The organism is Klebsiella sp. GL120222-02 (assembly GCF_003097195.1).
GTDB classification, from domain to species: Bacteria; Pseudomonadota; Gammaproteobacteria; order Enterobacterales; family Enterobacteriaceae; genus Klebsiella; species Klebsiella variicola.
The window spans coordinates 335,064-360,627 of sequence record NZ_QEQO01000003.1 but is presented as its reverse complement, the minus strand read 5'-3'; the positions used below and the strand labels follow the sequence as shown (position 1 = coordinate 360,627).

Below are 25,564 nucleotides of genomic sequence, written 5' to 3'. Positions count from 1 at the left end.
GCCAGCGATAACGTTGTTTTTTATTAAATGAATTCGTCGTTTCTGATGTCTATGTTTTTATTGTGTTTTAATGCGATATAAGCAACATAACTTTTGGATGAGTCGTAGATATAATGAATTATTTGGCTTGATATTAGTCAAGTGAATTAAATACGTCTGTTGTGAATGATTAAGTCGCGTGCAATATTTACCGCATGAGTTTTTTCTCATCTCATAAGCTAAATGGATAAACAAATAAAAGGAACTATATTATGAAGCGTTTAACTGTTGCTGCAGCAGTCCTGTCCACCGTATTTATGAGTGCCGGTGCTTTTGCGGATACTGACCAGGGTGAAGTTATTATCACCGGACGCGTTGTGGGAACCACGTGTCAGTTTCTTGATGGCAACAACTCTACCACTATTACGATGAACCAGGTCGGGCAGGAAAGTCTTGCAAGTCTGGGTGCCGGCGCCACCTATACCGGCATTAAAAACAGCACCACGGTGCCATTAAAATTAAAATGTACCGGTGCTGCGCCGAAAATCAGCCTGGCACGTAACCAGTTTGATACCACTTACCCGAACATTACGAAAAATACCGTAGCGGGTGGCGCATCCGGCGTCGGCTTTGTGGTGACAGCGAATGACGCCGAACTAAACGCCAACTCGCTGATTCCTCTTAATGGGGATCCTGATGAAAACGGTGTATATACCATTGATTTTTCAGCACAGTATGCGGTGGTGGCCGCAGGTAACGCAGTCACCCAGGGCGATGTTGAGTCAACCCTTACGCTGACCGTGGTAACCGAGTGATGCTGTCACCCGGCGAGACGCAGGGCGTTCGCCGGGTCTCTGTTTACATGGAGTGAAAGAGATGAAAGGATTCATTCTGCTGCTACTGACCTTTTTCATTATCCCCGCGCAGGCGGGTATTGTGATCTATGGGACGCGCGTTATTTATCCGGCCGGTAAAAATGAGGTGATGGTGCAGTTAATGAATCGCGGCGATCGCGGCGCCCTGGTACAGGCGTGGATCGACGACGGTAATACTTCCATTGCCCCGGAAAATATCCGCGTACCTTTTCTTATTTCACCGCCGGTGGTGCGCGTCAGAGCCAATACCGGTCAGCAGCTTAAAATAAAAGCATTATCCAATACGTTACCGCAAAATCAGGAAAGTTTATTTTATCTGAATGTCCTCGATATCCCACCCAATGCCAGCGTGAATGATGGTAAAAATGTGGTGAAATTTGCGATCCAAAATCGAATTAAGTTGTTTTATCGCCCGGAAGGTGTCGCTGGCGTTACGCAGGCCAGTTTTCATCATTTAGACCTGCAGCAAAAAGGTAAAAATGTACTGCTTAAAAATAACAGCGCAAACTGGATTACGATCCCTGAAATTAAAGTGAATAATGTGAAAGGAAACAGTAAGGCCATTATGCTGGCGCCATTTTCACAGCAAATGATCACCCTCAGCGGCAGCGTTGCCAGACAGTACAAAATAACTCTTATTGATGATTATGGAAATTATATTAGTGATAGCATCAGCGTAAAATAAAAAGAGGTGGTTATGTTAAGGATGACATCACTGGCCCTGGCAATTATTGCATCATTATTTGCTGAAGCCCTGGCGGCAGAAGAGACCTTTGATACCAACTTTATGTTCGGCGGGATGAAAGGGGTCAAAGACAGTCACTATCAGTTTATAGATGACGCACCGATTGCGGGTGAATATAACCTGGATGTGTATGTCAATAACAAGTGGCGTGGGAAATATGACCTGACAGTGAAGGAGCAGCCAGGGGAAAGCTGCTTGTCACACTCCCAGCTGCAGCAGCTCGGTATTAAAGCCGAGAGGCTGGACAAAAAGGATCTGGCGCAATGCATCACGCTACGCGAGGCTGTGCAGGGGGGGAAATATCATTTTGATATCTCCACCCTGACCCTCGAGCTCACTGTCCCGCAGGCGTTTGTTAATGAGCTGGAGGCGGGCTATGCTTCCCCGGAAAGCTGGGACCGCGGGGTCAACGCCTTCTATACGTCCTATTATGCCAGTCAGTATTACAGCGATTATAAAAGCGCCGGGAATAACAAGAGTACCTTTGCCCGTTTTACCAGCGGTTTAAATCTCCTGGGATGGCAACTGCACTCTGACGCCAGCTATAACAATAATGATTCTGGCGCCGGTGAGTGGAAAAGTAACACCCTTTATCTGGAGCGAGGCTTCGGCGAGATAGAGAGTACGCTGCGCGCTGGCGATATGTACACATCAGGAGATATATTCGACACTGTGCGCTTTCGCGGGGTGCGCTTATATCGCGATATGCAGATGTTGCCCAACTCCAGACGCAACTTTACGCCGATCGTCCAGGGGATTGCGCAAAGCAATGCCCTGGTCACCATTGAGCAAAATGGCTTTGTCATTTATCAGAAAGAGGTGCCGCCCGGTCCCTTTGCCATCGCTGATTTACAGATGGCCGGCGGCGGGGCCGATCTTGAAGTGAGCATCAGAGAAGCAGACGGGACGGTCACCAGCTATCTGGTTCCCTTTTCTTCCGTTCCCAATATGCTGCAGGCAGGCGTCTCGAAATACGATCTTGCTGCCGGACGCAGCCATATTGAGGGGGCCGATCGGCAGGCTGATTTTATCCAGGGGACCTATCAGTATGGTCTGAACAATCTGCTGACGCTGTATGGTGGTTCGATGCTGTCGAATCACTATTCGGCTTTTACCCTCGGGACGGGCTGGAATACCTGGCTCGGCGCTATTTCCGTCGATGCCACCCAGTCGCACAGCGAGCAGGATAACGGCACCTATGATGGACAAAGCTATCAGGTGGCTTACAGTAAATTCCTCACCCCAACCCAGACCCGTTTTGGCCTCGCGGCCTACCGCTATTCCAGCCGCGATTACCGCACCTTTAACGATCACGTGTGGGCGAAGAACAGAACCCACTATCACCGCGACGAAAATGATGTCTACGATATTGCCGATTATTATCAATATGATTTCGGCAGGAAAAATTCCCTGTCGGCCAGTTTGAGTCAGGCGCTTCCGGCGGGCTATGGCGCGATTTCCCTGAGCGCCCTGTGGCGCGACTACTGGGGAAAAAGCGGCAGCAATAAAGATTATCAGCTCGGCTACTCGAATACCTGGCAGCGGCTGACCTATACGCTATCGGCTAGCCAAACCTATGACGAATATCATCACCAGGATAAGCGATTTAATCTTTATTTCTCCATTCCGTTCAGTTGGGGGGACGACCTGACCGCGCCGCGCCGTCGGTTGAATCTGTCTAACTCCACCACCTTCGATAACAGTGGCTTTGCCTCCAATAACACCGGACTGAACGGCATTGCCGGCTCGCGCGATCAGTTCAGCTACGGGGTTAATCTCAGTCATCAGCAGCAAAATAATGAAACCGCTGCCGGGGCCAACCTTACCTGGAATGCCCCGCTGGCCACACTGAGCGGAAGTTACAGCCAGTCGTCAAACTACACCCAGGCCAGCGGAAGCCTGTCCGGGGGCATGGTGCTCTGGTCCGGGGGCGTGAACCTGGCGAATCGGTTATCAGACACCTTCGCGATTTTGCAGGCGCCGGGGCTGGAGGGGGCTTATGTCAATGGTCAGAAATACCGCACCACCAACGGGAAAGGGATCGTGCTCTACGACAACCTCACGCCGTTCCGTGAAAACGCCCTGATGCTGGATGTGTCGGATTCCCACAGTACGACGGAACTGAAAGGCAACCGGAAAATGGTGGCTCCGTATCGGGGGGCTGTGGTGGTCAGCCACTTTGATACCGACCAGCGTAAGCCGTGGTTGATTCATGCCCGACAAGCCGCGGGTGAGCCGCTGCCGTTTGGTTATGAAATCGAGGATAACCGGGGGCAGAATGTCGGGGTCGTGGGCCAGGGCAGCTTATTATACATCCGCACGGATACTGTTCCGTCGACGCTGAAAGTGGCTGTTGATAAAGCAAATAATCAGTACTGCACGATCACCTTTAAACAAACCATTGATGAAGAGCAGACCTATGTCTGCCGGTAAAGGAATATTACGATGAGATGGCTACTGTTTCTGCTATTCACCTTCAGTACCTTTGGCGCCTGGGCGGGGAACTGCGACCTGAACACCAGTCATATCCAGAAAGGGATTGAGGGGTACGGTACCTATATTTTCAAACCCGTCACCCTCTCCGGTACTCTGGCGTTACGCGAAGGCACCTTTACCAATGATGACTGGCTGTTTGTTTGTCAGTCATTACAGAACGTCGTGATTACCCTGACAGGAGAAGCGCAGCACAGCACCGAGTATAATTTCCTGGTGGGCCACGAAAAATATAAAATTAAATTCGACCTGTCGCCGCATAATATTTCCGGCACCGATTTGACCGAAAAAATTCACCATAAATTGTCTGACATTTTTAATGATACCGCCTCGATTAGCTATGCCATCAGTAAGGGAGAGGTCGCAGGCAGGCCGGTGATCACCCCCGGTCAGCCCTTTACGGTAAGTTATAAACTCAATCTAAGATATTGTCAGAATAAGGATAAAGAGTGCACCGATATCCCCATTACCTATATTTATCATATCATTTTGCAAATCAACGTGATGACCTGTGGTTTTGAGAATCCGACGACGGAAATCAACATGGGTGAATATAATTTCATCGATATTAAAGAGGGAACCGTAGCGTACCGCCCGGAGGTGATCTATATCGACTGCCGCCAGGGAGAGTCCGGTGTACTGGAACTGACGCCGGGCAAGATTGAGTACTCGTTCAGGAGCGCATCGGGACTGAAAAACGGCCAGGTGTTAGCCAACGATGAGGAATTATCTGCCACCGGCGCCGGTGAGGTCGGGTTCCATATTCAGGATGCCAGCGGGGCGGATATCCAGTATGACAATGGCTACCTGTACGAAACGCCTCAGGAAGCCGTGCACGGCAAAAACCCAATTACCCTTAATATCAAGCCAATGAAGTATGGCGAGAATATACGTACCGGGGAGATGAAAAGCCGGGTCATCATCGTGGTCAACAACAACTAACCCCGCTTTGCCTGTCGACGCCAGCCCAGGCTAATGTTATCTCTATCTGTCAGGGGGCATACCGCTTTCCCTGGCCGACAGGGCCGACAGACCGCTCGCCGGACGTGAGTTCGCCGTCCGGTGAGATAACCTCTTTACGCAATGGCATAATGATGAATACTCCGATTGCGCAGCGCGACTGGCGCCTGCTGGCGGCCGGGAGCGGCGGGCTCCTTCTGCTGGTGGCCGGCATCATGTTGCACAGCCACTGGGGCGATTTTCTCCAGTGGTGCCTCGCTACCCAAATTACCCTGCATCGCTATCTGGTGATGTACCTTCTGCTGCTGAATAATCACCAGTACAGCGGCGGCGTCTGGCTGTTAGTGGGCGCCTTTCTCTACGGCGTGCTGCACGCCATCGGGCCGGGTCACGGCAAGTTTATCGTCACGACTTACCTGAGCACCAACCCGGAGAGCCTGACGGCGGCGCGGGTGGTGCCCTTTCTCGGCAGCCTGTTGCAGGGCGTCAGCGCCATCCTGTTTGTCTTTATTCTCGCGGTAGGACTGAATCTGGCCGCCGGCGATCTCAGCGCCAGCCGCTGGTACGTTGAGAAGATCAGCGCCCTGACCATCGGCGCCTTTGGAATTTACATTATCTTTCGCGCGCTGCAGAACCTGGGGCCGGGCAAGAGAGTGATTCGCGCCATGACGCCGGTGCATCAGCATGATGCCTCGTGCGGCTGCGGGCACCACGGCGTGGGGCACAACCTGCACGGCGCCGACTGGAAAACACGCCTTGGCGTGGTGCTGGCCATCGGCGCCCGCCCCTGCAGCGGGGCAATCATGATCCTGCTGTTCGCCAACGCGCTGGGGATTGTCAGCTGGGGCATCGCCGCGGTGATGACCATGGCGCTGGGCACCGGACTTTCGATCCTCGGTCTGTCACTGACGGTGCACTATGCCCGTCACCGTATGGCCAACAGGCTGACGGTGGGGAGTCGTCCGCGGCCCTGGCTGGTGCCGCTGGTGAAGATCCTCGGCGGGCTGGCGCTGATCCTCTTTGCCGCCGGGTTGTTTTTCACCGTGGTGCCGATCAGCGCCAACGGCGACTTTATCGCCGCCGGCTGTTAACGACTTTCCAGCAGGTGCATCAATACCCGTAGCGCCTGATCCAGTTGCAGGCGCTCGCTGTCACTGAGTCCTGCCAGCAGCTGCCGTTCATTATCGACATGCGTTTCCACCGCCTCATCGATCCGCTCACGCCCGACAGGGGTCAGGGCGACCAGCATACTGCGGGCATCCTCCGGGTTCGGCAGGCGGGTAATAAATCCGCGTTTCTCCAGCGCCTTCAGGCGATGAGTCATGGTGCCGGAGGTGATCATCAGCGTGGAGAAGAGCTGGGTCGGCGAAAGAGTGAAAGGGGGGCCGGCGCGGCGCAGTGTCGCCAGCATATCAAACTCCCAGCGCACCAGATCGTGGCGCGTAAAGGCCACTTCCACCTGCGGCTCCAGCAGCATGGCGCATCGTTTCAGGCGGCCTATCGGTCCCATTGGGCTGCAGTCCAGATCCGGTCGCTCCCGCTGCCACTGGGCGAGAATGCGATCCACGGCGTCGATCGCGGGTGATTTGTCCATCAGTGCTCACTTGTCTTGATATCAAGATACTTGTCGGTACATACTTCAGTCACCAATTTAGCTTGAAGTGAAGATAAAATCATGGCTTTTCTCTCACGTAGTCTGATGATCGACTTACTGCTCACCGCGCTGGCGCCCGCTATCTGGGGGACGACCTATATCGTCACCTCCCAGTTCCTTCCTCCCGATCGGCCATTTATCGCTGCGCTGCTGAGGGTGTTGCCGGCAGGCATCGCCCTGCTGATCTGGAGCCGTCGTTTCCCGCAGCGCGGCGAGTGGGCAAAGCTTATCGTTACCGGCATTTTAAATATCGGCGCTTTCCAGGCGCTGCTGTTTATCGCTGCCTATCGCTTACCCGGTGGACTGGCGGCGGTGATTGGCGCGATCCAGCCGCTGCTGGTGATGCTCCTCGCCTGGTGCGTTGATCGGCAGCGCTCGCCCTGGCTGGCGGTGTTCTCCGCCATCGCCGGTATACTCGGTATGGCCATGCTGCTGCTGTCGCCGCACACCGTCCTCGACCCGCTGGGGATCGGCGCGGCGTTTCTCGGCGCGATCAGTATGGCGCTGGGCACCTGGCTCTCCCGCCGCTGGGCGCTCTCCTTGCCGATTGTCGCGTTGACCGGCTGGCAGCTGGCGATTGGGGGAGTGGTGCTGGCCCCGGTGGCGCTGATCGTTGACCCCCCTCTGCATCAGGTGACAGCGCTGCAGGTCGCAGGCTATCTGTGGCTGTGCGTCGCGGGCGCCATGCTGGCCTATGGCCTGTGGTTCCGGGGGATTGGCCGCCTCTCGCCGGTGGCGGTGTCGGCGATGAGTCTGCTGAGCCCGGTGACCGCCGTGGTGCTGGGATGGATTTTCCTTGGACAAAAGATCCAGGGGATGGCGCTGGTGGGGTTGATCGTGGTGCTGGCGAGCGTGCTGTCTATCCAGCGCGCGCTGGCGCGCCAGGCGGCGGGAGCAAAAACGAAAAAAGCCCCATAACGGGGCTCGACATTGCTGCGTGCGGGGTGGGCGGCGGGAGCCAGACCAGCCACCCGCAGGCGGCCTGTCCGGCAGCTCCCTCTGCAACCATTCGCTTATTTAGACAGCTCGGCGGTCATATGGACCTGGTTGCCGGTGTACGCTTCGGTGATGTGGTAGGAAGCGCCTTGTTCTTTCGCAATGGTCGCGATTTTCGCTTCTGCGCTGTCCAGGGTGTCGGCAGTCACGCTCACCGGATGCGCGAAGCTAGCAAAAGAAACCAGGGAGAGCATACCGGCAGCGGCGAGTAATTTTACGTTTTTCATGGTGTTTGTCCTTTTAACTTTTATGGTGGAAAGCGTGTTTGCTTTCGATGGACTTATAATAAGTCTGCTAACTATAACGCGCGTTGCAAAAAGTGCGATTTAGATCACATTTTTATGGCGGTTTGATGGCGGAAATATGAACGTTTATCGATTTTTTAATTTAAAAACAATGGATTAATGATTTGTTTCTGGAAGGGGATATCACATGGGCTGCCCTTGTTCAGGGAGAGGAATGCGCCTCATTCATGCTTTCATCATTCGTTGTATGAATGGTTTGGTGCTGTTTTCACCAACGCAAAGGCAGATTCAGACTTATCGCGATGGCCTTCCGAGGGCTTTTTCTGCATGCTGTTGCGGTCACTTTCTCTCGCACTGGCGTTAGGCTTGCTGCGCTGTAAACAACCACCCTCTCGTTTTCATCTATCAATGACTGTTTATTAATAGTTGATGGTTATCTGTTATATAACTTAATGAAACGTGAACAAATGTATATTTGTCGGCGAATAAATAGCATTCTTTGACGCCGATAGCACCAGCGAACTGATATTTTTAAGTTCGTTACCTGACGCCTTAAATATTGCGGCTCCCGGTCAGTCGAAGATTCTATTAGCAGTGGCATAAATCAGCATCGCCTGATGTTTCTGGTTCTATGCGAATTCACAGTGTGCTCATTGATTCGTAATTCACTCTGACAAGGAAATGGCAATGAAAAAGGTTCTTCTCTCTGCAGCAATGGCAACCGCGTTTTTTGGCATGACTGCTGCCCATGCAGCTGATACCAATGTTGGCGGCGGCCAGGTTAATTTCTTCGGTAAAGTTACCGATGTATCCTGTACTGTTTCTGTTAACGGCCAGGGCAGCGATGCGAACGTTTACCTGTCTCCGGTAACCCTGACTGAAGTTAAAGCGGCAGCAGCGGATACTTATCTGAAACCGAAATCTTTCACCATTGACGTCTCTAACTGCCAGGCTGCTGACGGCACCAAACAGGATGACGTAACCAAACTGGGCGTGAACTGGACCGGCGGTAACCTGCTGGCTGGCGCAACCAGCAAACAGCAGGGTTACCTGGCGAACACCGAAGCTTCCGGTGCCCAGAACATCCAGCTGGTGCTGTCTACTGACAACGCCACCGCGCTGACCAACAAAATCATCCCGGGTGACAGCACTCAGCCGAAAGCAAAAGGCGATGCTGCTGCTGTAGCCGATGGCGCGCGCTTCACCTACTACGTTGGTTATGCGACCAGCGCACCGACCACAGTAACTACCGGTGTGGTCAACAGCTACGCGACTTACGAAATTACCTATCAGTAATTCCGCCAGAAAATAAAACTGCCCCGCTCCGGGGCAGTTAATAACAATAATAAAGCGGCGATGTCCGCCGCTTGTATTTTTATTCTGAGGTCAGCATGAAGCGTATTGCCCTTTTTTTCTGTTTCATTTTTAGTTTTGCGGCCCATGCCAACAACATTATTGTTAACGGTACCCGCTTTATTTATCCAGGAAATGAAAAAGAAATAACGGTACAGCTTTCAAATAACGCCGACCGTCCGGCACTGGCGCAGGCCTGGCTGGATAATGGCGATGCCGATGCCACACCGGATACCATTACCACCCCGTTTATTATCACCCCGCCGATCTCGCGCGTTGACGCCAAAAGTGGCCAGACGCTGCGTATTAAGCTCGGCAGCAGCGCCGGTCTGGCGAAAGATAAAGAGACACTGTGGTGGCTGAATCTGCTGGAAATTCCACCGGTAGTGGCCAATCAGAAAAATGAAGGCCAGAACGTGCTGCAGCTGGCGATCCGTTCCCGCTTTAAATTTATTTACCGCCCTGCCGGACTGGGCAACCGCGATGCGGCGGCCGAGAAGCTGACGCTGACTGCCAACGGCAGCAGTCTCGCCATCAATAACCCGACGCCGTTCTACATTACCGTCAGCCGTATTTCCCGCGACGGCGGTAAAGCCCTGAACAGCAAAACCGTGATGCTGGCGCCGCAGTCCAGCCAGACGGTAGCACTCTCCTCCGCCGTCAACCGCGGCGAAACCCTGACCGTTAACAACATTAATGACTATGGCGCCGATGTCGCAGTGAAAGTGGCCGTTAAATAAGGGAAAAGCTAATGAAGCAGAGGTCATTCTGCCCGGGAAGATTAAGCACCGCGATAGCCATCGCGCTGTGCTGCTTTCCGCCATTTTCCAGCGGACAGGAAAACCCGGGAACGGTATATCAATTTAACGACGGCTTTATTGTCGGTAGCCGCGAGAAGGTCGATCTGTCTCGCTTTTCGACCAGCGCGATTACTGAAGGCACTTACTCCCTTGACGTCTACACCAACGACGAGTGGAAAGGGCGCTACGACCTGCGCATCGCGCGCGACAAAGACGGTAACCTTGGCGTTTGCTACACCAAAGCGATGCTGACGCAGTACGGCATCGCGGCGGAAAAGCTTAACCCAAAGCTCAGCGAACAGGAGGGGTACTGTGGTAGCCTCAAATCCTGGCGTAACGAAGAAAACGTCAAAGACAACCTGGTCCAGTCCTCCCTGCGGTTGAACATTTCGGTGCCGCAGATCTATGAAGATCAACGTCTGAAAAACTATGTCAGCCCGGAGTTCTGGGACAAAGGCATTACTGCGCTCAATCTGGGCTGGATGGCCAACGCCTGGAACAGCCACATCTCTTCGGTCGGCGGCTCGGATAACAGCAGCGCCTATCTTGGCGTCAACGCCGGCCTGTCGTGGGACGGCTGGCTGCTGAAGCACATCGGCAACCTGAACTGGCAACAGCAGCAGGGTAAAGCGCACTGGAACAGCAACCAGACCTATCTCCAGCGCCCCATTCCGCAGCTCAACTCCATCGTCAGCGGCGGGCAGATTTTTACCAATGGTGAATTTTTCGACACCATCGGTCTGCGTGGGGTCAACCTTTCCACCGATGACAATATGTTCCCGGATGGCATGCGCTCGTATGCCCCGGAAATTCGCGGCGTGGCGCAGAGCAACGCCCTCGTCACCGTGCGCCAGGGCAGCAACATTATCTATCAGACCACCGTTCCGCCCGGGCCGTTTACCCTGCAGGATGTCTATCCTTCCGGCTATGGCAGCGACCTTGAGGTCTCGGTGAAAGAGGCGGATGGTTCGGTGGAAGTGTTTAGCGTGCCTTACGCTTCCGTCGCCCAGCTGTTGCGCCCGGGAATGACCCGCTACGCGCTCTCCGCCGGTAAAGTGGACGACAGTTCTCTGCGTAACAAGCCGATGCTCTATCAGGCCACCTGGCAGCACGGTATCAACAACCTGCTGACCGGCTATACCGGGGTCACGGGTTTCGACGACTATCAGGCCTTCCTGGTGGGGACCGGGATGAACACCGGCATCGGCGCGCTCTCCTTTGACGTGACCCATTCGCGGCTGAAGAGTGATACCCATGATGATTCGGGGCAGAGCTATCGCGCCACCTTTAACCGCATGTTTACCGATACCCAGACCAGCATCGTGCTGGCGGCGTATCGCTACTCGACGAAAGGTTATTACAACCTCAACGACGCGCTGTATGCCGTCGATCAGGAAAAAAACAGCCGCAGCAACTACACCCTGTGGCGGCAGAAAAACGGCATGACCTTCACCGTGAACCAGAACCTGCCGGACGGCTGGGGCGGGTTTTATCTGAGTGGCCGTATCTCCGATTACTGGAACCGTTCCGGGACCGAGAAGCAGTATCAGGTCAGCTACAACAACTCATTTGGTCGTCTCTCCTGGTCGGCGAGCGCGCAGCGCGTTTACACGCCAGACAGCTCCGGTCATCGCCGCGACGATCGTATTTCACTTAACTTCAGCTACCCGCTGTGGTTTGGCGATAACCGCACCGCCAACCTGACGTCGAACACCTCGTTCAACAACTCGCGCTTTGCCAGCTCGCAGATTGGTATCAACGGTTCGCTGGACAGTGAAAACAACCTTAACTACGGCGTGTCGACCACCACGGCCACCGGAGGCCAGCACGACGTGGCGCTCAACGGCAGCTACCGTACGCCATGGACCACGCTCAACGGCAGCTACAGCCAGGGCGAAGGCTATCGTCAGAGCGGCCTGGGCGCCAGCGGGACGATGATCGCCCATAGCGGCGGCGTGGTGCTCTCGCCGGAAAGCGGCTCGACGATGGCGCTGATTGAAGCCAAAGATGCTGCCGGCGCCATGCTCCCGGGGTCGCCGGGCACCCGTGTGGACAGCAATGGTTACGCCATCCTGCCGTATCTGCGCCCGTACCGGATTAACGCCGTCGAGATCGACCCGAAAGGTAGCCTTGACGATGTCGCCTTCGATCGCACCGTGGCGCAGGTTGTGCCGTGGGAAGGCAGCGTGGTTAAGGTGGCGTTCGGCACCACGGTGCAGAACAACCTCACGCTGCAGGTGCGCCAGGCGAACCATGAGCCGCTGCCGTTTGCGGCGAGTATTTTCTCTCCTGATGGTAAGGAGATCGGCGTTGTCGGCCAGGGCAGCATGATGTTTATCAGCGATGCGAATGCCAAACGCGCGATTGTGAAGTGGAGCGGCGGGCAGTGTTCGGTGGATCTGGGACCGCAAACAACAAAGGATAGCGTATGTCGCTGAGGAAATTACTAACGCTTTTTATCGTCTTAATGGCGCTGGGAACCACCTCCTCCTGGGCCGTCTGTACGCGCCTTTCTTCGCCAACGGTGATGCTGGACATGGTGGTGGGCAGGGTGGTGGTGCCTCCGGATCTGCCGGTGGGGTCGGTGATCCTCACCCGCGACTGGACGATGAGCGCCCCCGGCGGCGCGAGCTATCGCTGTACCTCCGGCACCAACCGCTTCGCGGCGAAGATTGTTGCGCCAGGGGCCATGGACCTCGGGAATAAAATCTATTCCACCAACGTGCCGGGTATCGGCATGCGTTTCAGCCGCGGCGGCGCGACGGTCAATATCGTCTATCCCGACGTCTTTTCGTCTCGGGTATCGAGTACCACCAACTATTCGCTGGAGGGATCGCGCTTTACCCTGGAGATAATCAAAACTGCGGCAACCACCGGCAGCGGCACCCTGGCGACGGGAAAATACACCTCCTATGACTGGGAGAGCGGCGGCAACCCGATCCTCGAAACCTATCTGAGCGCCAACGCCATCACCGTGGTCTCGCCCTCCTGTACGGTGATGAGCGGGAAGAATATGAATGTCGATGTGGGCTCCATCCGGCGCAGTGACCTGAAAGGGGTGGGCACTACCGCGGGCGGGAAAGATTTTAATATCGATCTGCAGTGCAGCGGCGGCCTGAGCGAAACCGGGTATGCCAACATCAGCACCTCGTTTTCCGGAACGTTGGCTACCAGCACGACGGCGACTATGGGCGCGTTGCTCAATGAAAAGGCCGGTAGCGGTATGGCAAAAGGCGTCGGTATTCAGGTACTGAAGGATGGATCGCCGCTGCAGTTTAATAAGAAATACACCGTTGGCCGCTTGAATAATCAGGAGATCCGCTACATCACCATACCGCTGCACGCGCGCTTTTATCAGTATGGCCCGACGACCAGCACCGGCGAGGTGGAGTCGCATATGATCTTTAACCTGACGTACGATTAATACGGGAGGGGGAATGAAGGGATTGCCGAAACACACTATCGCGTGGCTGCTATTCTGCGGCAGCCTCGCCGCCCCCTCGGCGTGGGGTTTCGAGACCAATTATGACCGCGGACGGGTCGAATTTGCCGGGCGGGTGACGGATATTTCCTGCAGCGTCGCGCTGAATGGCGGTCAGCATGCCGGCAATGGCAACGTCTGGCTGGCGCCGGTCAGCCTGGCGGAAGTGCACGATCGCGGGGCCGGGGCGTTTATGAAGCCGCAGCCATTTACCCTGGCGCTGTCAAACTGTCAGTTGCGCCATGACGGTGGGGCCGCCTCGCAGGACGAAGTGCGACGGGTCAGCGTTCGCTGGATTGACGGTTTTTTACTGACGGCGGTCGGGAATGAGAATGCGGGATATCTGGCCAATACCTTGCCAGATGGGGCGCAGAATATTTATCTGGCGCTGTCGACCAATGATAATAATACGCTGGATAAAAGTAATAAAATTGTCCCGGCGGACCCGCAGCAAAATCAGGTGCATTTGCAGGAAAACGCGGTCAGCGGTGGGCTGTTCACCTATTACGTGGGCTACGTTTCGCCAACGCCAAAAAGCGCCACCAGTGGGCCGATTACCAGTTGGGCAACGTGGGAATTAGTTTATAATTAAGCAATGCAAAAAAGCCGGAGAATCCCCGGCTTTTTTTATCGGGTAATATCGTCAGCAACCAGTTGTTCAATACTGACTTCCTGCCAGTAATGGCCCTGAATGGCAAACCACTCCATTCCCTGCAACCATTTTTTATGGTCTTCGCTTTCCACCCCCTCAATAATCACGTTGTGATGATTGCGGGATAAAAAGGTCACCAGGGCATCCATTAACTGGCGACCGGACTCTTTGCGCATCAGATGCCAGAAAAAATCTTTATCAATTTTGACATAGTCAAAATGATAACCTCTGATGGCGTTAATCCCTGCATAGCCTGAGCCGAAGTCATCGAGCCACAGCGAGGTATCTTGCGGGTTTTGCCAGGCGGCCAGGGAATTATTGAGAAGGTTCTCGGCGTTTTCGGTCACTTCGAAATGGACGCAGGCGAGTGCGGCAATTTTATCTTTTATTTCCTTATGACGCAGCAGATTCAGGATATGGTCATCGACGTTAATGGTGGCGGAAATGTTGTTGCGTAAAAACCAATCTTTATGTTTTTCAATCAATGCCAGTTGCTCGAGAAAAATACGCTCACGAACCGCCGCGGTAGCATGACGAAAAAAATACTCAGGAGAGACGGTAAGATTATCGAAGCGGCTCAGGCATTCAACCGCGACTAAGGTACCTTGTGGGGAAAACATTTTCTGAAAGACGTAGCGTACAGCGATATCATTACGAGATAAAATGTTGTCTTCGGTTATTTTAGTGTTCATTATCCCTCATCACGAGGTTAGTCAGACAATAGGCAGAGGATACACTAATTATAGGCTACCTGATGGTTAATGGGAATGGCAGGAAATGTAAATCAACAGCGAATAAGTACGCTTTATCCGCTATTGATTTACTGGAGCATAATTTAACATTGATGGAGTGCGGCAATACGCTGGTTCATGGCGCGGGAATTATCAATGCCCAGCTTTTGCATGATATGGATACGATGGCTGTGAACCGTTTTATGGGCAATGCCGAGCAGGGCGGCAATACGCTTGTTATTATTGTTGGCAATCAGCAGTTCGAGGATCTGGCACTCCCGTGGCGACAGCTGTTTGCGCAACCTTCGCGGTGGCAGTTCGCTGGCGCCCTCTGCGCGCTTGACGATAGAGGAAAAAAGAGATAATGGAGATTTTTCGCTAATAATCATGGCATTATCAATAGTTATCAACTCTCTGCACAGGGCGACAATGTCGCTTTTCACCACCAGTACCGGCTGTTGGCAGCGCTGCAGAGAAAGGCGAAGCGCGTTCAGCAGGTCGACGATTCTGATGGCAGAAATATCCTTATTAATTAAATTGAAAATAACCGTCTGAGCCAGAGGTAGATGTTTCTCATGGATAACGTCGCCATAACCAAGACGGGTGATATTTTCATGGCTATCAATAAGGTAGTGATAGATTGAGTGACCAATGAGATTATCATTGGTGTACAGCAATATACTGTCCAAGGGTATCAGATTCTCTTTTTGCGCTTGGCTTCTAAGATCAGGTCCAGCAGTATCTTCTCTATTCTGCGCTGGTCATCGAGATGGCGGAACTTAAACTGGCAGGATATCTGATAGTAGCTTTCACTCTCTTCATTGGCGTCATCAAGGGTGATAACAATGACATTCTTTACCACCAGGTCAATGGTGATCTCACCATATTCCGCGAGCATCAGTACAGCATTTTTCAGTAAGGCGTTATGGCTGAGAAATTTCAGGTTCGGCGTCCTGGTCATCAATGCGCAACCGCCATCTGAAATGTCTTTGATGTCGAAAAGATAGTTTTCGCCATTTTTATGGCGACCGCGGCAATAAAAATCATGTTCGTGGCGTAAACGAAAACGGGGATCGCGGCGGCGCTGTACGACCTGCAGACATTCAGGCAAAGAAAAGGCGTAGCGGATACCTTTATCCACACCGCTATTGTCATGTTTTGTCAGGGGTGCATTAAACTCTATTTTCCCTGAATCACTATGCAGGAGAAAGCGAATTTTATGCCCCGGCGGGATTTTGCGGTGAGTCTGAATATGGAACTCGGCAAAATCCACACGTGTCAGTTGGGTTACGATACTCGTGTTGTTAAAAAATATTTCAATTTCAGTACGTTTGCGCAACTCCTCTCTGAAAATAGCAATAATTTCATACTTACTGGTCTTTATCGTTCCCTCTGTCATGTGCTTCCCTTGTAAATAGTTGTCGTGAGGCGTTTGATTTTTCTTATAGCAATAGCAACATTCTGATTGGGTTAATCAGATGTTTTTATGAGCGTTTGATGTTATTGGCTATCTTTGCAGCCAGATTGATATGTATAAACTTGGAATTTGATATTGTGTTTCCTGTAATCAAGAGTTTCAAATTTTGGTCATGACAAAAACGACAACGGCCTCCATGCTGGAGACCGGTCGAAGGATAAAAACAGTAGTTTGATTAACGGGGATAATGAGAAAACGATCGTCGATCACACCCCATTTGTAAGATCTATAGTGCCAGCAGTGTTGAGGTTTTTCCAGGCAAATATTAAGGATAGCTGTCGTTCCCCCCATTTCTCCCCACGGGTCAGGGGCGTGCGCGGGTGGCGATATTATCGAGGATGCGCAGGGCGTCGCCCGGCAGGGCCAGCTGCGCGGCGGCAATATTTTCCGCCAGATGCGTGCGGGAAGACGTGCCGGGGATCAGCAGAATATTCGGCGAACGCTGAAGCAGCCAGGCCAGGGCGACCTGCATCGGCGTCGCCTCAAGCGAGGCCGCGACCTCGTTCAGCTCCTGCGCCTGGAGTGGCGTAAAACCACCCAACGGGAAGAAGGGCACCCACGCGATGTGCTGCGCGGCGAGCGCATCGACCAGCGCGTCGTCGGCGCGATGGGCAATGTTATAGAGGTTTTGCACGCAGACGATGGGCGTCATTTTCTGCGCATCCGCGACCTGTTTTGCCGTCACGTTGCTGAGGCCGATATGGCGGATCAATCCCCGCGCTTTGAGCTCCAGCAGGGTAGTGAGCGGCGCCTCCAGCGAGCCTTCCACCGGGCCGTGAGGGCTGAGCATACTGCGCAGGTTCACCACCTCCAGCACGTCGAGCCCCAGGTTACGCAAATTATCCTCGACGGCCTGGGTCAGTTCGGCAGGCGACATGGCCGGCAGCCAGTTGCCCTTCTCGTCGCGGCGGGCGCTAACCTTGGTGACAATACACAGGTCGTCAGGATAGGGATGGAGCGCTTTGCGGATCAATTGATTGGTCACATGCGGACCGTAAAAATCAGAGGTATCGATATGGTTTACCCCGGCCTCGACGGCAGCCTGCAGGACGCGCACCGCCTCCTCGGGATCTTTCGGCGGGCCGAAGACGCCGGGGCCGGCCAGCTGCATCGCGCCATAACCCAACCGATAAACCTGGCGATCGCCGAGCGTGCCGCGACCGGATAAGGTGACACTGGACATACGAACTCTCCTTACGGTGGCTAAGCCGTAAGTGTAATCCGCTCAGGGGAAAGGGAAGGGCGAGAATGTTGTCAGAATGTGCGGCAGCGGCTCAGGTAAGCCGCTGCCGCCAGAGGCGATTAGCCAAAGAACATCACTGAAACGCAGAGCAGGCCGACCACCAGCGTAATGGCGTTACCCACCGAGCGGTACGGTTTAAGCGCCGGAATAAGCCAGGTGGACAGCGTGGGCATGATAAACAGGATCATGGCGATAAGCGGCCCGCTGATGGCGTAGATCATCGAAATGGCATTCGGGTTGATAAAGCACACCGCAAAGGTGAAGGCGGAGACCAGCAGGATCGACATCGCCCGGTTGAAGGCGCGGCTCTTACGCACCCCGACCAGCCCCAGCGAACTCTTGACGATTTCACTGGCGCCTTCAATCACCCCGAAGTAGGTGCCAAGGAAGGATTTCGACATGGCGACCACGGCAACGATGATGCCGGTTACCGCCAGCCAGCCGGGCGCGCCCGGCACCATCGACAGGGCGGAAAGGATGGTCACCCCCTGATCGCGGGCGCTTTCAATATAGGTCGCCGGGATCGCCAGCAGACAGCTGAAGACGAAAAACAGCACGCTGGCGCAGATGATGGTGTAGGCCACCTTCATGATTTTTTTGCATTTACCCATGGCCAGGTCGCCATGTTTCTCCTGCTGGTCGATAGCAAAAGTAGAAATGATCGGCGTATGGCTAAAAGCGAAAACCATCACGGGAATGGAGATCCAGATCTGATGGAGCGTGTGCGTGCTGAACTGCATCTGGCTGGTGAGGTGCTCAGGATGCCAGTCGCGGATTAAATAGAGGGAGAGAAACAGGAAGCAGGCGATAAGCGGGAAGACCAGAAAGCCCATCACCTTGATGGTGACCTGCCGACCCATGAGGAAGATCAGGTTGAGGACCAGCACAACGCCCAGGCTCAGCAGCGCGCGCAGCGTGGGGGTCACCGGCGTACGATGCGCCACCTGCTCGGCCAGCGAGTTGGTGATGGCCACGGCATAGATGAGCACCACGACGAAGAAGGCGAGGAAATAGAGGCCGGTGATCAGGTTGCCGATTTTCTTACCATAGTAGTGATTGACTGCGCCGGTGATCCCGGTTCCCGGCGCGATATTGGCCGAGAGAATAAACTGGCTTAGCGCTTTGTGAGGCCAGTAGGTGAGCGGCCAGGCGACCAGCGCGGTGATGAACAGGACAATGGCGCCAGCCGAACCCAGCTGGATCGGTAGAAATAGCGTCCCAGCGCCTACTGCAGTGCCATATAAGGCAAAACTCCATAGAGTTTCTTCTTTAGACCAAATTTTAGACATTATGCGACTTTATCAACCGGTAAACCAAAAAAAAGGAGTGCAATTTACCATATTTATGGTTCGTCTGTTGCGATAGTTTTTGGTGATAAAGTCGCGGCGGATCGTGGAGGATCCGCCCGGGGCACTACCCGCGCGCCGGCTGGCGTGGGCGGCGGCGGCGGATAACGCGCTCGCGCAGGGTGTCCCATGCCCAGTTAAACGCCATGGTGTAGGGCAGGAAGAAGAGCATGAAGCCGATCTCCAGCATAAACGCCTGCAAGAGCGATACGCCCAGCACGATCGCCACCATGGTGACGCCAATGATGATGAATCCGGTCTCAAAGCCCAGCGCGTGCAGCGCACGCACTTTCAGTTGGCGGGGAAAGCGGGAGACCGGCCACAGGCGATCGAACATCGCGTTATAGATGATGTTCCATACCATCGCCAGGGTGGCGAGCAGAATACTCAGCCCGCCCATCTCCACGACCGAGCGCTGCATCAGCCAGGCGGCGGTAGGGGCGAGGATCAGCGTCGCCAGTCCTTCGAAGGTGATGGCGTGGATAACGCGTTCCGTAAGCGTCTTGCGCTGATGAGGGATCTGTTGCATGGCGAGCGACCTCCAGTTTTAGCCTGAACAGGAAATTACCCGGCATTTTATGGAAAAATATGATAAACAAAAGATAGAAACCATCGATAAAGTAGATAGATTATGCGTTATTCCCCGGAAGCGTTAACCGCCTTTGTGGAGGCGGTTGACTGCGGATCGTTTTCCGCTGCCGCCCGTCGCCTGCGTAAAAGCCAGTCGACGATCAGTACCGCTATCGCCAACCTGGAGGCCGATCTCGGCGTGACCCTCTTTGACAGGGCAACGCGGCAGCCGACGCTGACGCCGCAGGGGGAGCAGGTGCTAAGCTATGTCAAAGCGATCCTCGCCGCCAGCGAGCGGTTGGATGAGCTGGCGGTGTCGCTCGCCGGTGAGACGGAACCGCGACTGACCTTCGTGCTCTCGGACACCCTGCACCCGGACGTGCTGGAAGATCTGCTGGTGCAGTTTGACCGCCGCTTTCCCCATACCGAGTTTGAGTGTTTGATTGGCGAAGACGAGGATGTGATCGATCTCCTGCAAAAAGCCCGCGCCCAGGTGGGGCTGATTGAGGCCAGAGATCGCTACCCGACCGACATCGGCAGCACCCGCCTGCCGCTGCAGACGGCGATGGGCATTTACGTGGCGCCTGACCATCCGCTGGCGGCGCAGGGCAAGGTCGTCTGGGATGAGCTGCGCAGCTGGCGTGAGCTGCGGTTGAGCACCTTTCTGGCCAGCGCCACCGAACCTGCCGCAGGTCAGGTCTGGTCGGCGCCAAACTACCTGCTGCTGCTCAGCATGGCAGTGCAGGGATTCGGCTGGTGCATTCTGCCCTGTGCGCTGGTGGCGGAGTTTGCGCCGCAGGGCGGGCTGGTGGCGCTTGATATTCCCGGCTGGCCGCGGGCGATTTCGGTCGATCTGCTGTGGAATAAGAAAGCGCCGCCGGGGGCGGCCGGCAGCTGGCTGCGTGAGCATCTGCAGCGGCGTGAACGTTAATAAAAAGCGGTTTCTTTGTGATTGGCTTCACTTTTTTTAAACAATTACAAAGTTTTTTGATAACAATTATCTAGTATATCGCTGTTTCTTTGCGCAAAAGCATGGGCAGGGGTAGAGGATGAAGGATGTCGTGATCGTCGGGGCGCTGCGAACGCCGATTGGCTGCTTTCAGGGGGCCTTATCGCGCCATTCAGCCGTCGAGCTGGGGAGTGTGGTATTGAAAGCGCTGGTTGAGCAGACAGGGATCGATCCGCAGAGTGTGGATGAGGTGATCCTCGGCCAGGTGCTGACCGCCGGTACCGGGCAAAACCCCGCGCGGCAGTCCGCAATTCGCGGCGGGCTGCCTAACACTGTATCGGCCATTACCATAAACGACGTCTGCGGCTCCGGCCTGAAGGCTTTGCACCTCGCCACCCAGGCGATTCAGTGTGGGGAAGCGGATGTGGTGATCGCCGGCGGCCAGGAGAATATGAGCCGCGCTCCGCATGTACTCACCGACAGCCGCACCGGCGCCCAGTTGGGCAACAGCCAGCTGATTGACAGCCTGGTGCATGACGGCCTGTGGGATGCCTTCAACGATTATCATATGGGCGTTACGGCGGAAAACCTCGCCCGGGAATACGGCATCAGCCGCGAGTTGCAGGACGCCTGGGCGCTCAGCTCACAGCATAAGGCGCGCAAGGCGATTGATTCCGGCCGCTTTCGCGACGAGATTGTCCCGGTTATTACCGAGCATAACGGCGCGGCGCGCACCGTGGATACCGATGAACAACCGCGGGTGGATGCCAGCGCGGAAGGGTTGGCCAGCCTGCAGCCTACCTTCGACCGCCTCGGGTCGGTGACCGCCGGCAACGCCTCCAGCATCAACGACGGCGCGGCGGCGGTGATGATGATGAGTGAAGCCAAAGCTCTTGAACTGGGGCTGCCGATCCTCGCCCGGATCCGCGCCTTCGCCAGCGTCGGGGTCGATCCGGCGCTGATGGGCATTGCCCCGGTGCACGCCACCCGTCGCTGTCTTGAGCGGGCCGGCTGGCGGCTGGACGACGTCGATCTGATCGAAGCCAATGAGGCCTTTGCCGCTCAGGCGATCTCGGTTGGCCGGGTACTGGAGTGGGATGAACGGCGGGTCAACGTCAACGGCGGCGCGATCGCTCTCGGCCACCCCATCGGCGCCTCCGGCTGCCGGATCCTGGTATCGCTGGTGCATGAAATGATCAAGCGTGATGCCCGTAAAGGGCTGGCGACGCTGTGCATCGGCGGCGGTCAGGGCGTGGCGCTGGCGGTAGAGCGCGCCTGACGCTCTGTCTCGATCTACATGGCCTCCTGCGGGAGGCCTTTTTTATGCGCCGCGCTTTGCCGAACCCTGCTTTTCCTCGCGTATTTCACTTCCCCCCTGGCGAATTTATTGAGCTCCGTCACGTCTTGTTGTGCCACATTTTTTGAAACAAATAACTACGATCCTGGTCACTAAAACTAAGGTGCTTAAAAAATAAAATAACGTTTCATAAAAACGAAATGACATTTTATTTATTATAAGGGGTACCCTATGTTAAAACGATCTCTGGTTCTGGCCGCCCTCTGTGGTATGTCTTTTGCGGCGACTGCGGTAACGATAGATTTACGTCATGAATTCATTGATGGCGGTAAGAGCGATAAAAGTAATGCCGACCGCGTCTCCGTTTCCCACCGTTTTGCCAACGGGCTAGGCTTTACCGTCGAGGCCAAATGGCGTTCGGGTGGCGACAACGGTTCGCAGCCCTATTCAGACGTGGTGGGTAATGGACATGAAGACACCATTAGCTGGCGCTGGAAAGCAACGTCGAACTTTTTCCTCACCCCCGGGTTTACCATTGAGAGCAACGACAGCCGCTCCATCTACAAGCCGCACCTCCACGTGCAATACAGCTTCGACAACGGCTTCTATGTCGCCGCTCGCTATCGCTATGAATACACCCGTTATCCGAACAACGCCGGTAAAGATGATGACAAAGTTAACCGCGGCGATGCGTGGGCCGGGTTTGCGCTTGGTGACTGGCGTACAGAGCTGAACTATGTCTATGCCCGCAGTTCCGAAGGGGTCAGCCGCAACGACAACAAACCCTACTCGCAGGAATATAACGTGAAGGTGGCTTATAAGCTGGATAACAACTGGTCACCGTATGGTGAAATTGGCAACGTCGGGGTGAACGACCGCAGCGATCGTCAGACCCGCTTCCGCGTTGGGGTAGCCTACTCGTTCTGACAGACCATTCAGCCCTCATCGTTTGTTTTCCCCGGCGCCGTCAGCCGGGGTTTTTTATGGGTGAAAGAGAAGGGACAAAAAAAGCCCTCCGCGAAGGAGGGCAAGGCCAGTTACAGAAAGAAGTGTGGCGTGGATCAGGCGCTCAGCATTGGCGGATGTTCGGGTAATTTCGCGATATAAATGGCCGGTTTACCGTCTTTATCGGAGCTGAACAGAATGGCGCTGTCGTCCGGGGTAAACGAGGGGTGCGGGTGAGTCACCTGACGGCTGTTGGCCACTGTCGCCCACGAGGTATCATGACGCGCGACGCGGAAGTAGCGTTTTTGCGCCACGTTAAAGACATACAGATAAGGATCGTTATCAATGGAGTAGCCGCCGGTATCTTTGACATCCACCGGGGTCCCTGAGCCATCGCCCACCAGCAGCGTGCCGTCGAAATTGCTCATCAGATGTGAGCAGGCCGGCATGGTCATCAGGGCCTCGTTGACGCCGCTTTCGGGATCAAAGCGATAGATCGTCCGCCGCTGCTGACCTTTCAGATAGGAGACGTAGATCAGCGCCGAACCGTCCGGTACCCAGAATTCATGGGTGCAGCTTTCGCCCGGGGCATGCGTTTTCACTTTGCGGACGTGGCTGCCATCTTCATTGACCAGCCACATGCGGGCGTCCACCAGATCGTGCGGCCCTTCATGGCAGAAGGCGACGGTGTGGTCGTCGAAGGGACGATAGATTGGGTGTCCCAGCCAGATTTTTTCCTCATGGATCACCTGGCTCTCACCGCTGTGCAGGTCGACGCGCAGCAGGCGGCAGTGCGGTCCTTTGTGGAAGAAGTCATGGAAAATCTGCCAGTCGTTGAGCGGCGTCCAGTCGCTTTTCGCAATCTCAATGCCCACCAGTTTGCTGCAATCGCTGTTTGCCACCCAGGTGCCGTAGCCGACCCAGTCATCACTGACGCGATAAACTTCGCGCTCGGCGAGGGTGGTCAGGTTCACCTCCAGCAGGGTGCGGTCATTTTTCACGTAATAAAGCGACTTATCGTCCGGGGAGAGGAAGCCGCCGAAGGTGTTATCCCCGGCGCCTTCCGTCAGCTGGATGGCCTCGGCGCTGGCGATATTCAGCAGATAGTAGTTCCAGTGGCCGTCAAACTCGCCGGCGAACAGTAAATGGCTGCCATCGTTAAAAAAACACTTCTGATAGAAGTAGTTGCGATGACAGGTGACCTCCGGAGGGGTTAAGCGGGTAACTTCCGCTCCGGTATCCGGATCGTGGCTGACCTGATAATTCAGTTTGACCCGCATGCCTTTAGCCATGTAGTGCTCCTTTCTTTCCTGCGATGCCGCTGGACCAGAGGCGTGTCGCTGAGTGATGTGTTTTAAAAGATGAGTGTTAATTTATCAAAACATCGTTTCATTATTTGTGATGCTTCACGCAGTTCAGCGTAATTCCCGCATTTTCAGCGGCCTGTTGGCCTCTCTTTGTTCGCCTCTCCAGACAACCGGTTGAATCATCGTCCTTTTAACACCTCTCCCGCCCGGCGCGTGCCGCCGGGTGACTTCGCTTTTTCTTTTTTTTGTAATCGCCATCATAAAAAATGAAACATCGTTTTAAATATTATTGAAAATGACAGGGGGCAGGGCTAAGATGGCACCCATCAGCAAAAACGGAACTCTGTTTTATTTTCATTATGGTGGGCTATGCCCGAGAGTTCACCCCACGCTCAGCTCCGCCATCGGCGTGGGCAGGGCCGAGAGAACCTTGCCTGCACGCAGCAGGCTCTGAACGATTAAGGAACACATTATGATTCTTGATGCATTCTCCCTGCAGGGAAAAGTAGCCGTCGTGAGCGGATGCGATACCGGTTTAGGTCAGGGAATGGCCCTCGGGCTGGCGGAAGCAGGTTGCGATATTGTTGGTATCAATATTGTCGAGCCCGTGGAAACCATCGAGCGGGTGACGGCGCTGGGACGCCGCTTTCTCAGCCTGACCGCCGACCTGCGCCAGATCGACGGTATCCCCCAGCTGCTGGAGCGTGCGGTGGCGGAGTTCGGCCATATTGATATTCTGGTCAATAACGCCGGGCTGATCCGCCGCGAGGACGCGCTGGCGTTCAGCGAAAAGGACTGGGACGACGTCATGAACCTGAACATCAAGAGCGTATTTTTCATGTCCCAGGCGGCGGCGAAGCACTTTATCGCCCAGGGCAGCGGCGGGAAGATCATTAACATCGCCTCCATGCTGTCATTCCAGGGCGGGATCCGCGTGCCATCGTATACGGCGTCCAAAAGCGCGGTGATGGGCGTGACCCGCCTGCTGGCGAACGAATGGGCCAAACACAATATCAACGTCAACGCCATCGCCCCGGGGTATATGGCGACCAATAACACCCAGCAGCTGCGCGCTGACGAACAGCGTAGCAGCGAAATTCTCGACCGCATTCCCGCCGGACGCTGGGGCCTGCCGGCCGATCTGATGGGGCCGGTGGTATTCCTCGCCTCCTCAGCCTCCGATTACATCAATGGCTACACGGTGGCGGTGGACGGCGGCTGGCTGGCGCGCTAACCCCCTCCGCGAGGCCGGGGCGGTGAGTATCGCACCGGCCGAGTGAGCAATTATTGTCCATATCAATAAGTGATAATCGTCCATATTCTATATCGCCTGATTAATGTTACTGCCCTGTATGGACAGGGTTATTCACTATGACAAACGCATTTTTTGTTCCTTAGAAAGTTTAATGTCCATCACAAAACCTCTCCTGCCAGCAAAATAGTCCATATCTTTGGCTTATCCAGCC

At 54.8% G+C, this 25,564-nt stretch carries 24 protein-coding genes; 15 read left to right on the top strand and 9 right to left on the bottom strand.

Features of this window, described 5'->3' with window-relative positions; all coding sequences use genetic code 11:
* Window positions 1-251 precede the first annotated feature (251 nt).
* From yehD to N438_RS11635, 5 genes are all read left to right on the top strand, one after another.
* Window positions 252-794: a fimbrial protein YehD gene (gene yehD / locus N438_RS11655; RefSeq protein ID WP_008806376.1), complete on the top strand. Its 543-nt coding sequence runs from the start codon at window positions 252-254 to the stop codon at window positions 792-794.
* A 61-nt stretch (window positions 795-855) separates the two neighbouring features.
* Complete coding sequence (locus N438_RS11650; protein ID WP_012540626.1) at window positions 856-1,539, top strand: fimbria/pilus periplasmic chaperone; 684 nt, start codon at window positions 856-858, stop codon at window positions 1,537-1,539.
* A gap of 12 nt (window positions 1,540-1,551) precedes the next feature.
* Window positions 1,552-4,032: a fimbrial biogenesis outer membrane usher protein gene (locus N438_RS11645; protein ID WP_116696305.1), complete on the top strand. Its 2,481-nt coding sequence runs from the start codon at window positions 1,552-1,554 to the stop codon at window positions 4,030-4,032.
* A 12-nt stretch (window positions 4,033-4,044) separates the two neighbouring features.
* Window positions 4,045-5,034: a fimbrial protein gene (locus N438_RS11640; RefSeq protein ID WP_116696304.1), complete on the top strand. Its 990-nt coding sequence runs from the start codon at window positions 4,045-4,047 to the stop codon at window positions 5,032-5,034.
* A 152-nt stretch (window positions 5,035-5,186) separates the two neighbouring features.
* On the top strand, window positions 5,187-6,143 hold the full coding sequence (locus N438_RS11635; RefSeq protein WP_060619876.1) for a nickel/cobalt transporter: 957 nt from the start codon (window positions 5,187-5,189) through the stop codon (window positions 6,141-6,143).
* Here the strand turns inward: N438_RS11635 and N438_RS11630 are convergent.
* Window positions 6,140-6,646 (bottom strand): MarR family transcriptional regulator, encoded by a 507-nt coding sequence (locus tag N438_RS11630; RefSeq protein ID WP_012540630.1) that lies wholly within the window; start codon window positions 6,644-6,646, stop codon window positions 6,140-6,142. The two genes, N438_RS11635 and N438_RS11630, sit on opposite strands and share 4 nt — an antisense overlap.
* Before the next feature lie 81 nt (window positions 6,647-6,727).
* Between N438_RS11630 and N438_RS11625 the strand changes: the two genes are divergently transcribed.
* Window positions 6,728-7,624, top strand: a complete 897-nt coding sequence (locus N438_RS11625) for an EamA family transporter (protein WP_012540631.1) — start codon at window positions 6,728-6,730, stop codon at window positions 7,622-7,624.
* Between the two features lie 95 nt (window positions 7,625-7,719).
* Here the strand turns inward: N438_RS11625 and N438_RS11620 are convergent, their stop codons facing one another.
* Window positions 7,720-7,929, bottom strand: a complete 210-nt coding sequence (locus N438_RS11620) for a DUF1471 domain-containing protein (RefSeq protein ID WP_002916131.1) — start codon at window positions 7,927-7,929, stop codon at window positions 7,720-7,722.
* Between the two features lie 705 nt (window positions 7,930-8,634).
* Between N438_RS11620 and mrkA the strand changes: the two genes are divergently transcribed.
* The 5 genes from mrkA to mrkF all read left to right on the top strand — a co-directional run bounded on the left by mrkA (window position 8,635) and on the right by mrkF (window position 14,173).
* Entirely contained in the window at window positions 8,635-9,243 is a 609-nt protein-coding gene (gene mrkA, locus N438_RS11615) for a type 3 fimbria major subunit MrkA (protein ID WP_008806369.1), read from the top strand.
* 95 nt (window positions 9,244-9,338) lie between these two features.
* A complete protein-coding gene (gene mrkB / locus N438_RS11610) occupies window positions 9,339-10,040 on the top strand; it encodes a type 3 fimbria chaperone MrkB (protein WP_012967265.1) in 702 nt (233 codons plus the stop codon).
* An 11-nt stretch (window positions 10,041-10,051) separates the two neighbouring features.
* Entirely contained in the window at window positions 10,052-12,538 is a 2,487-nt protein-coding gene (mrkC, locus tag N438_RS11605; protein WP_070612773.1) for a type 3 fimbria usher protein MrkC, read from the top strand.
* Window positions 12,529-13,524 carry a type 3 fimbria adhesin subunit MrkD gene (mrkD, locus tag N438_RS11600; RefSeq protein WP_043876100.1) on the top strand — a complete coding sequence of 332 codons (996 nt, stop codon included), beginning with the start codon at window positions 12,529-12,531 and terminating at the stop codon, window positions 13,522-13,524. Before mrkC ends, mrkD begins: the two co-directional genes overlap by 10 nt.
* A gap of 13 nt (window positions 13,525-13,537) precedes the next feature.
* Window positions 13,538-14,173: a type 3 fimbria minor subunit MrkF gene (gene mrkF / locus N438_RS11595; protein WP_012540633.1), complete on the top strand. Its 636-nt coding sequence runs from the start codon at window positions 13,538-13,540 to the stop codon at window positions 14,171-14,173.
* A gap of 35 nt (window positions 14,174-14,208) precedes the next feature.
* Here the strand turns inward: mrkF and N438_RS11590 are convergent, their stop codons facing one another.
* From N438_RS11590 to N438_RS11565, 6 genes are all read right to left on the bottom strand, one after another.
* Window positions 14,209-14,925 carry an EAL domain-containing protein gene (locus tag N438_RS11590; RefSeq protein WP_022064923.1) on the bottom strand — a complete coding sequence of 239 codons (717 nt, stop codon included), beginning with the start codon at window positions 14,923-14,925 and terminating at the stop codon, window positions 14,209-14,211.
* A 143-nt stretch (window positions 14,926-15,068) separates the two neighbouring features.
* Window positions 15,069-15,641: a LuxR C-terminal-related transcriptional regulator gene (locus N438_RS11585; RefSeq protein WP_022064922.1), complete on the bottom strand. Its 573-nt coding sequence runs from the start codon at window positions 15,639-15,641 to the stop codon at window positions 15,069-15,071.
* Window positions 15,642-15,658: 17 nt separating this feature from the next.
* The gene (mrkH, locus tag N438_RS11580) at window positions 15,659-16,363 is read right to left on the bottom strand and encodes a transcriptional activator MrkH (RefSeq protein WP_008806362.1); all 705 of its coding nucleotides are present in this window, start codon (window positions 16,361-16,363) and stop codon (window positions 15,659-15,661) included.
* A 382-nt stretch (window positions 16,364-16,745) separates the two neighbouring features.
* Complete coding sequence (locus N438_RS11575) at window positions 16,746-17,624, bottom strand: aldo/keto reductase family oxidoreductase (protein WP_012540635.1); 879 nt, start codon at window positions 17,622-17,624, stop codon at window positions 16,746-16,748.
* A gap of 119 nt (window positions 17,625-17,743) precedes the next feature.
* Window positions 17,744-18,973, bottom strand: coding sequence for an amino acid permease (locus N438_RS11570; protein WP_008806360.1), 1,230 nt, complete (start codon window positions 18,971-18,973; stop codon window positions 17,744-17,746).
* A gap of 124 nt (window positions 18,974-19,097) precedes the next feature.
* Window positions 19,098-19,559, bottom strand: coding sequence for a multidrug/biocide efflux PACE transporter (locus tag N438_RS11565; RefSeq protein ID WP_008806359.1), 462 nt, complete (start codon window positions 19,557-19,559; stop codon window positions 19,098-19,100).
* A 102-nt stretch (window positions 19,560-19,661) separates the two neighbouring features.
* Here N438_RS11565 and N438_RS11560 point away from each other — a divergent pair, with 102 nt between their 5' ends.
* The 3 genes from N438_RS11560 to ompK26 all read left to right on the top strand — a co-directional run bounded on the left by N438_RS11560 (window position 19,662) and on the right by ompK26 (window position 22,773).
* Window positions 19,662-20,531 (top strand): LysR family transcriptional regulator, encoded by an 870-nt coding sequence (locus N438_RS11560; protein ID WP_008806358.1) that lies wholly within the window; start codon window positions 19,662-19,664, stop codon window positions 20,529-20,531.
* 118 nt (window positions 20,532-20,649) lie between these two features.
* On the top strand, window positions 20,650-21,828 hold the full coding sequence (locus N438_RS11555; RefSeq protein ID WP_008806357.1) for an acetyl-CoA C-acetyltransferase: 1,179 nt from the start codon (window positions 20,650-20,652) through the stop codon (window positions 21,826-21,828).
* Window positions 21,829-22,077: 249 nt separating this feature from the next.
* Window positions 22,078-22,773: a KdgM family porin OmpK26 gene (gene ompK26 / locus N438_RS11550; RefSeq protein ID WP_012967271.1), complete on the top strand. Its 696-nt coding sequence runs from the start codon at window positions 22,078-22,080 to the stop codon at window positions 22,771-22,773.
* 134 nt (window positions 22,774-22,907) lie between these two features.
* On the opposite strand, the gene N438_RS11545 is transcribed toward ompK26, so the two are convergent.
* The gene (locus N438_RS11545; RefSeq protein ID WP_116696303.1) at window positions 22,908-24,083 is read right to left on the bottom strand and encodes an oligogalacturonate lyase family protein; all 1,176 of its coding nucleotides are present in this window, start codon (window positions 24,081-24,083) and stop codon (window positions 22,908-22,910) included.
* Window positions 24,084-24,570: 487 nt separating this feature from the next.
* On the opposite strand from N438_RS11545, the gene kduD reads away from it, so the two are divergent.
* Window positions 24,571-25,332: a 2-dehydro-3-deoxy-D-gluconate 5-dehydrogenase KduD gene (gene kduD / locus N438_RS11540; RefSeq protein WP_002916003.1), complete on the top strand. Its 762-nt coding sequence runs from the start codon at window positions 24,571-24,573 to the stop codon at window positions 25,330-25,332.
* Window positions 25,333-25,564: the final 232 nt, after the last annotated feature.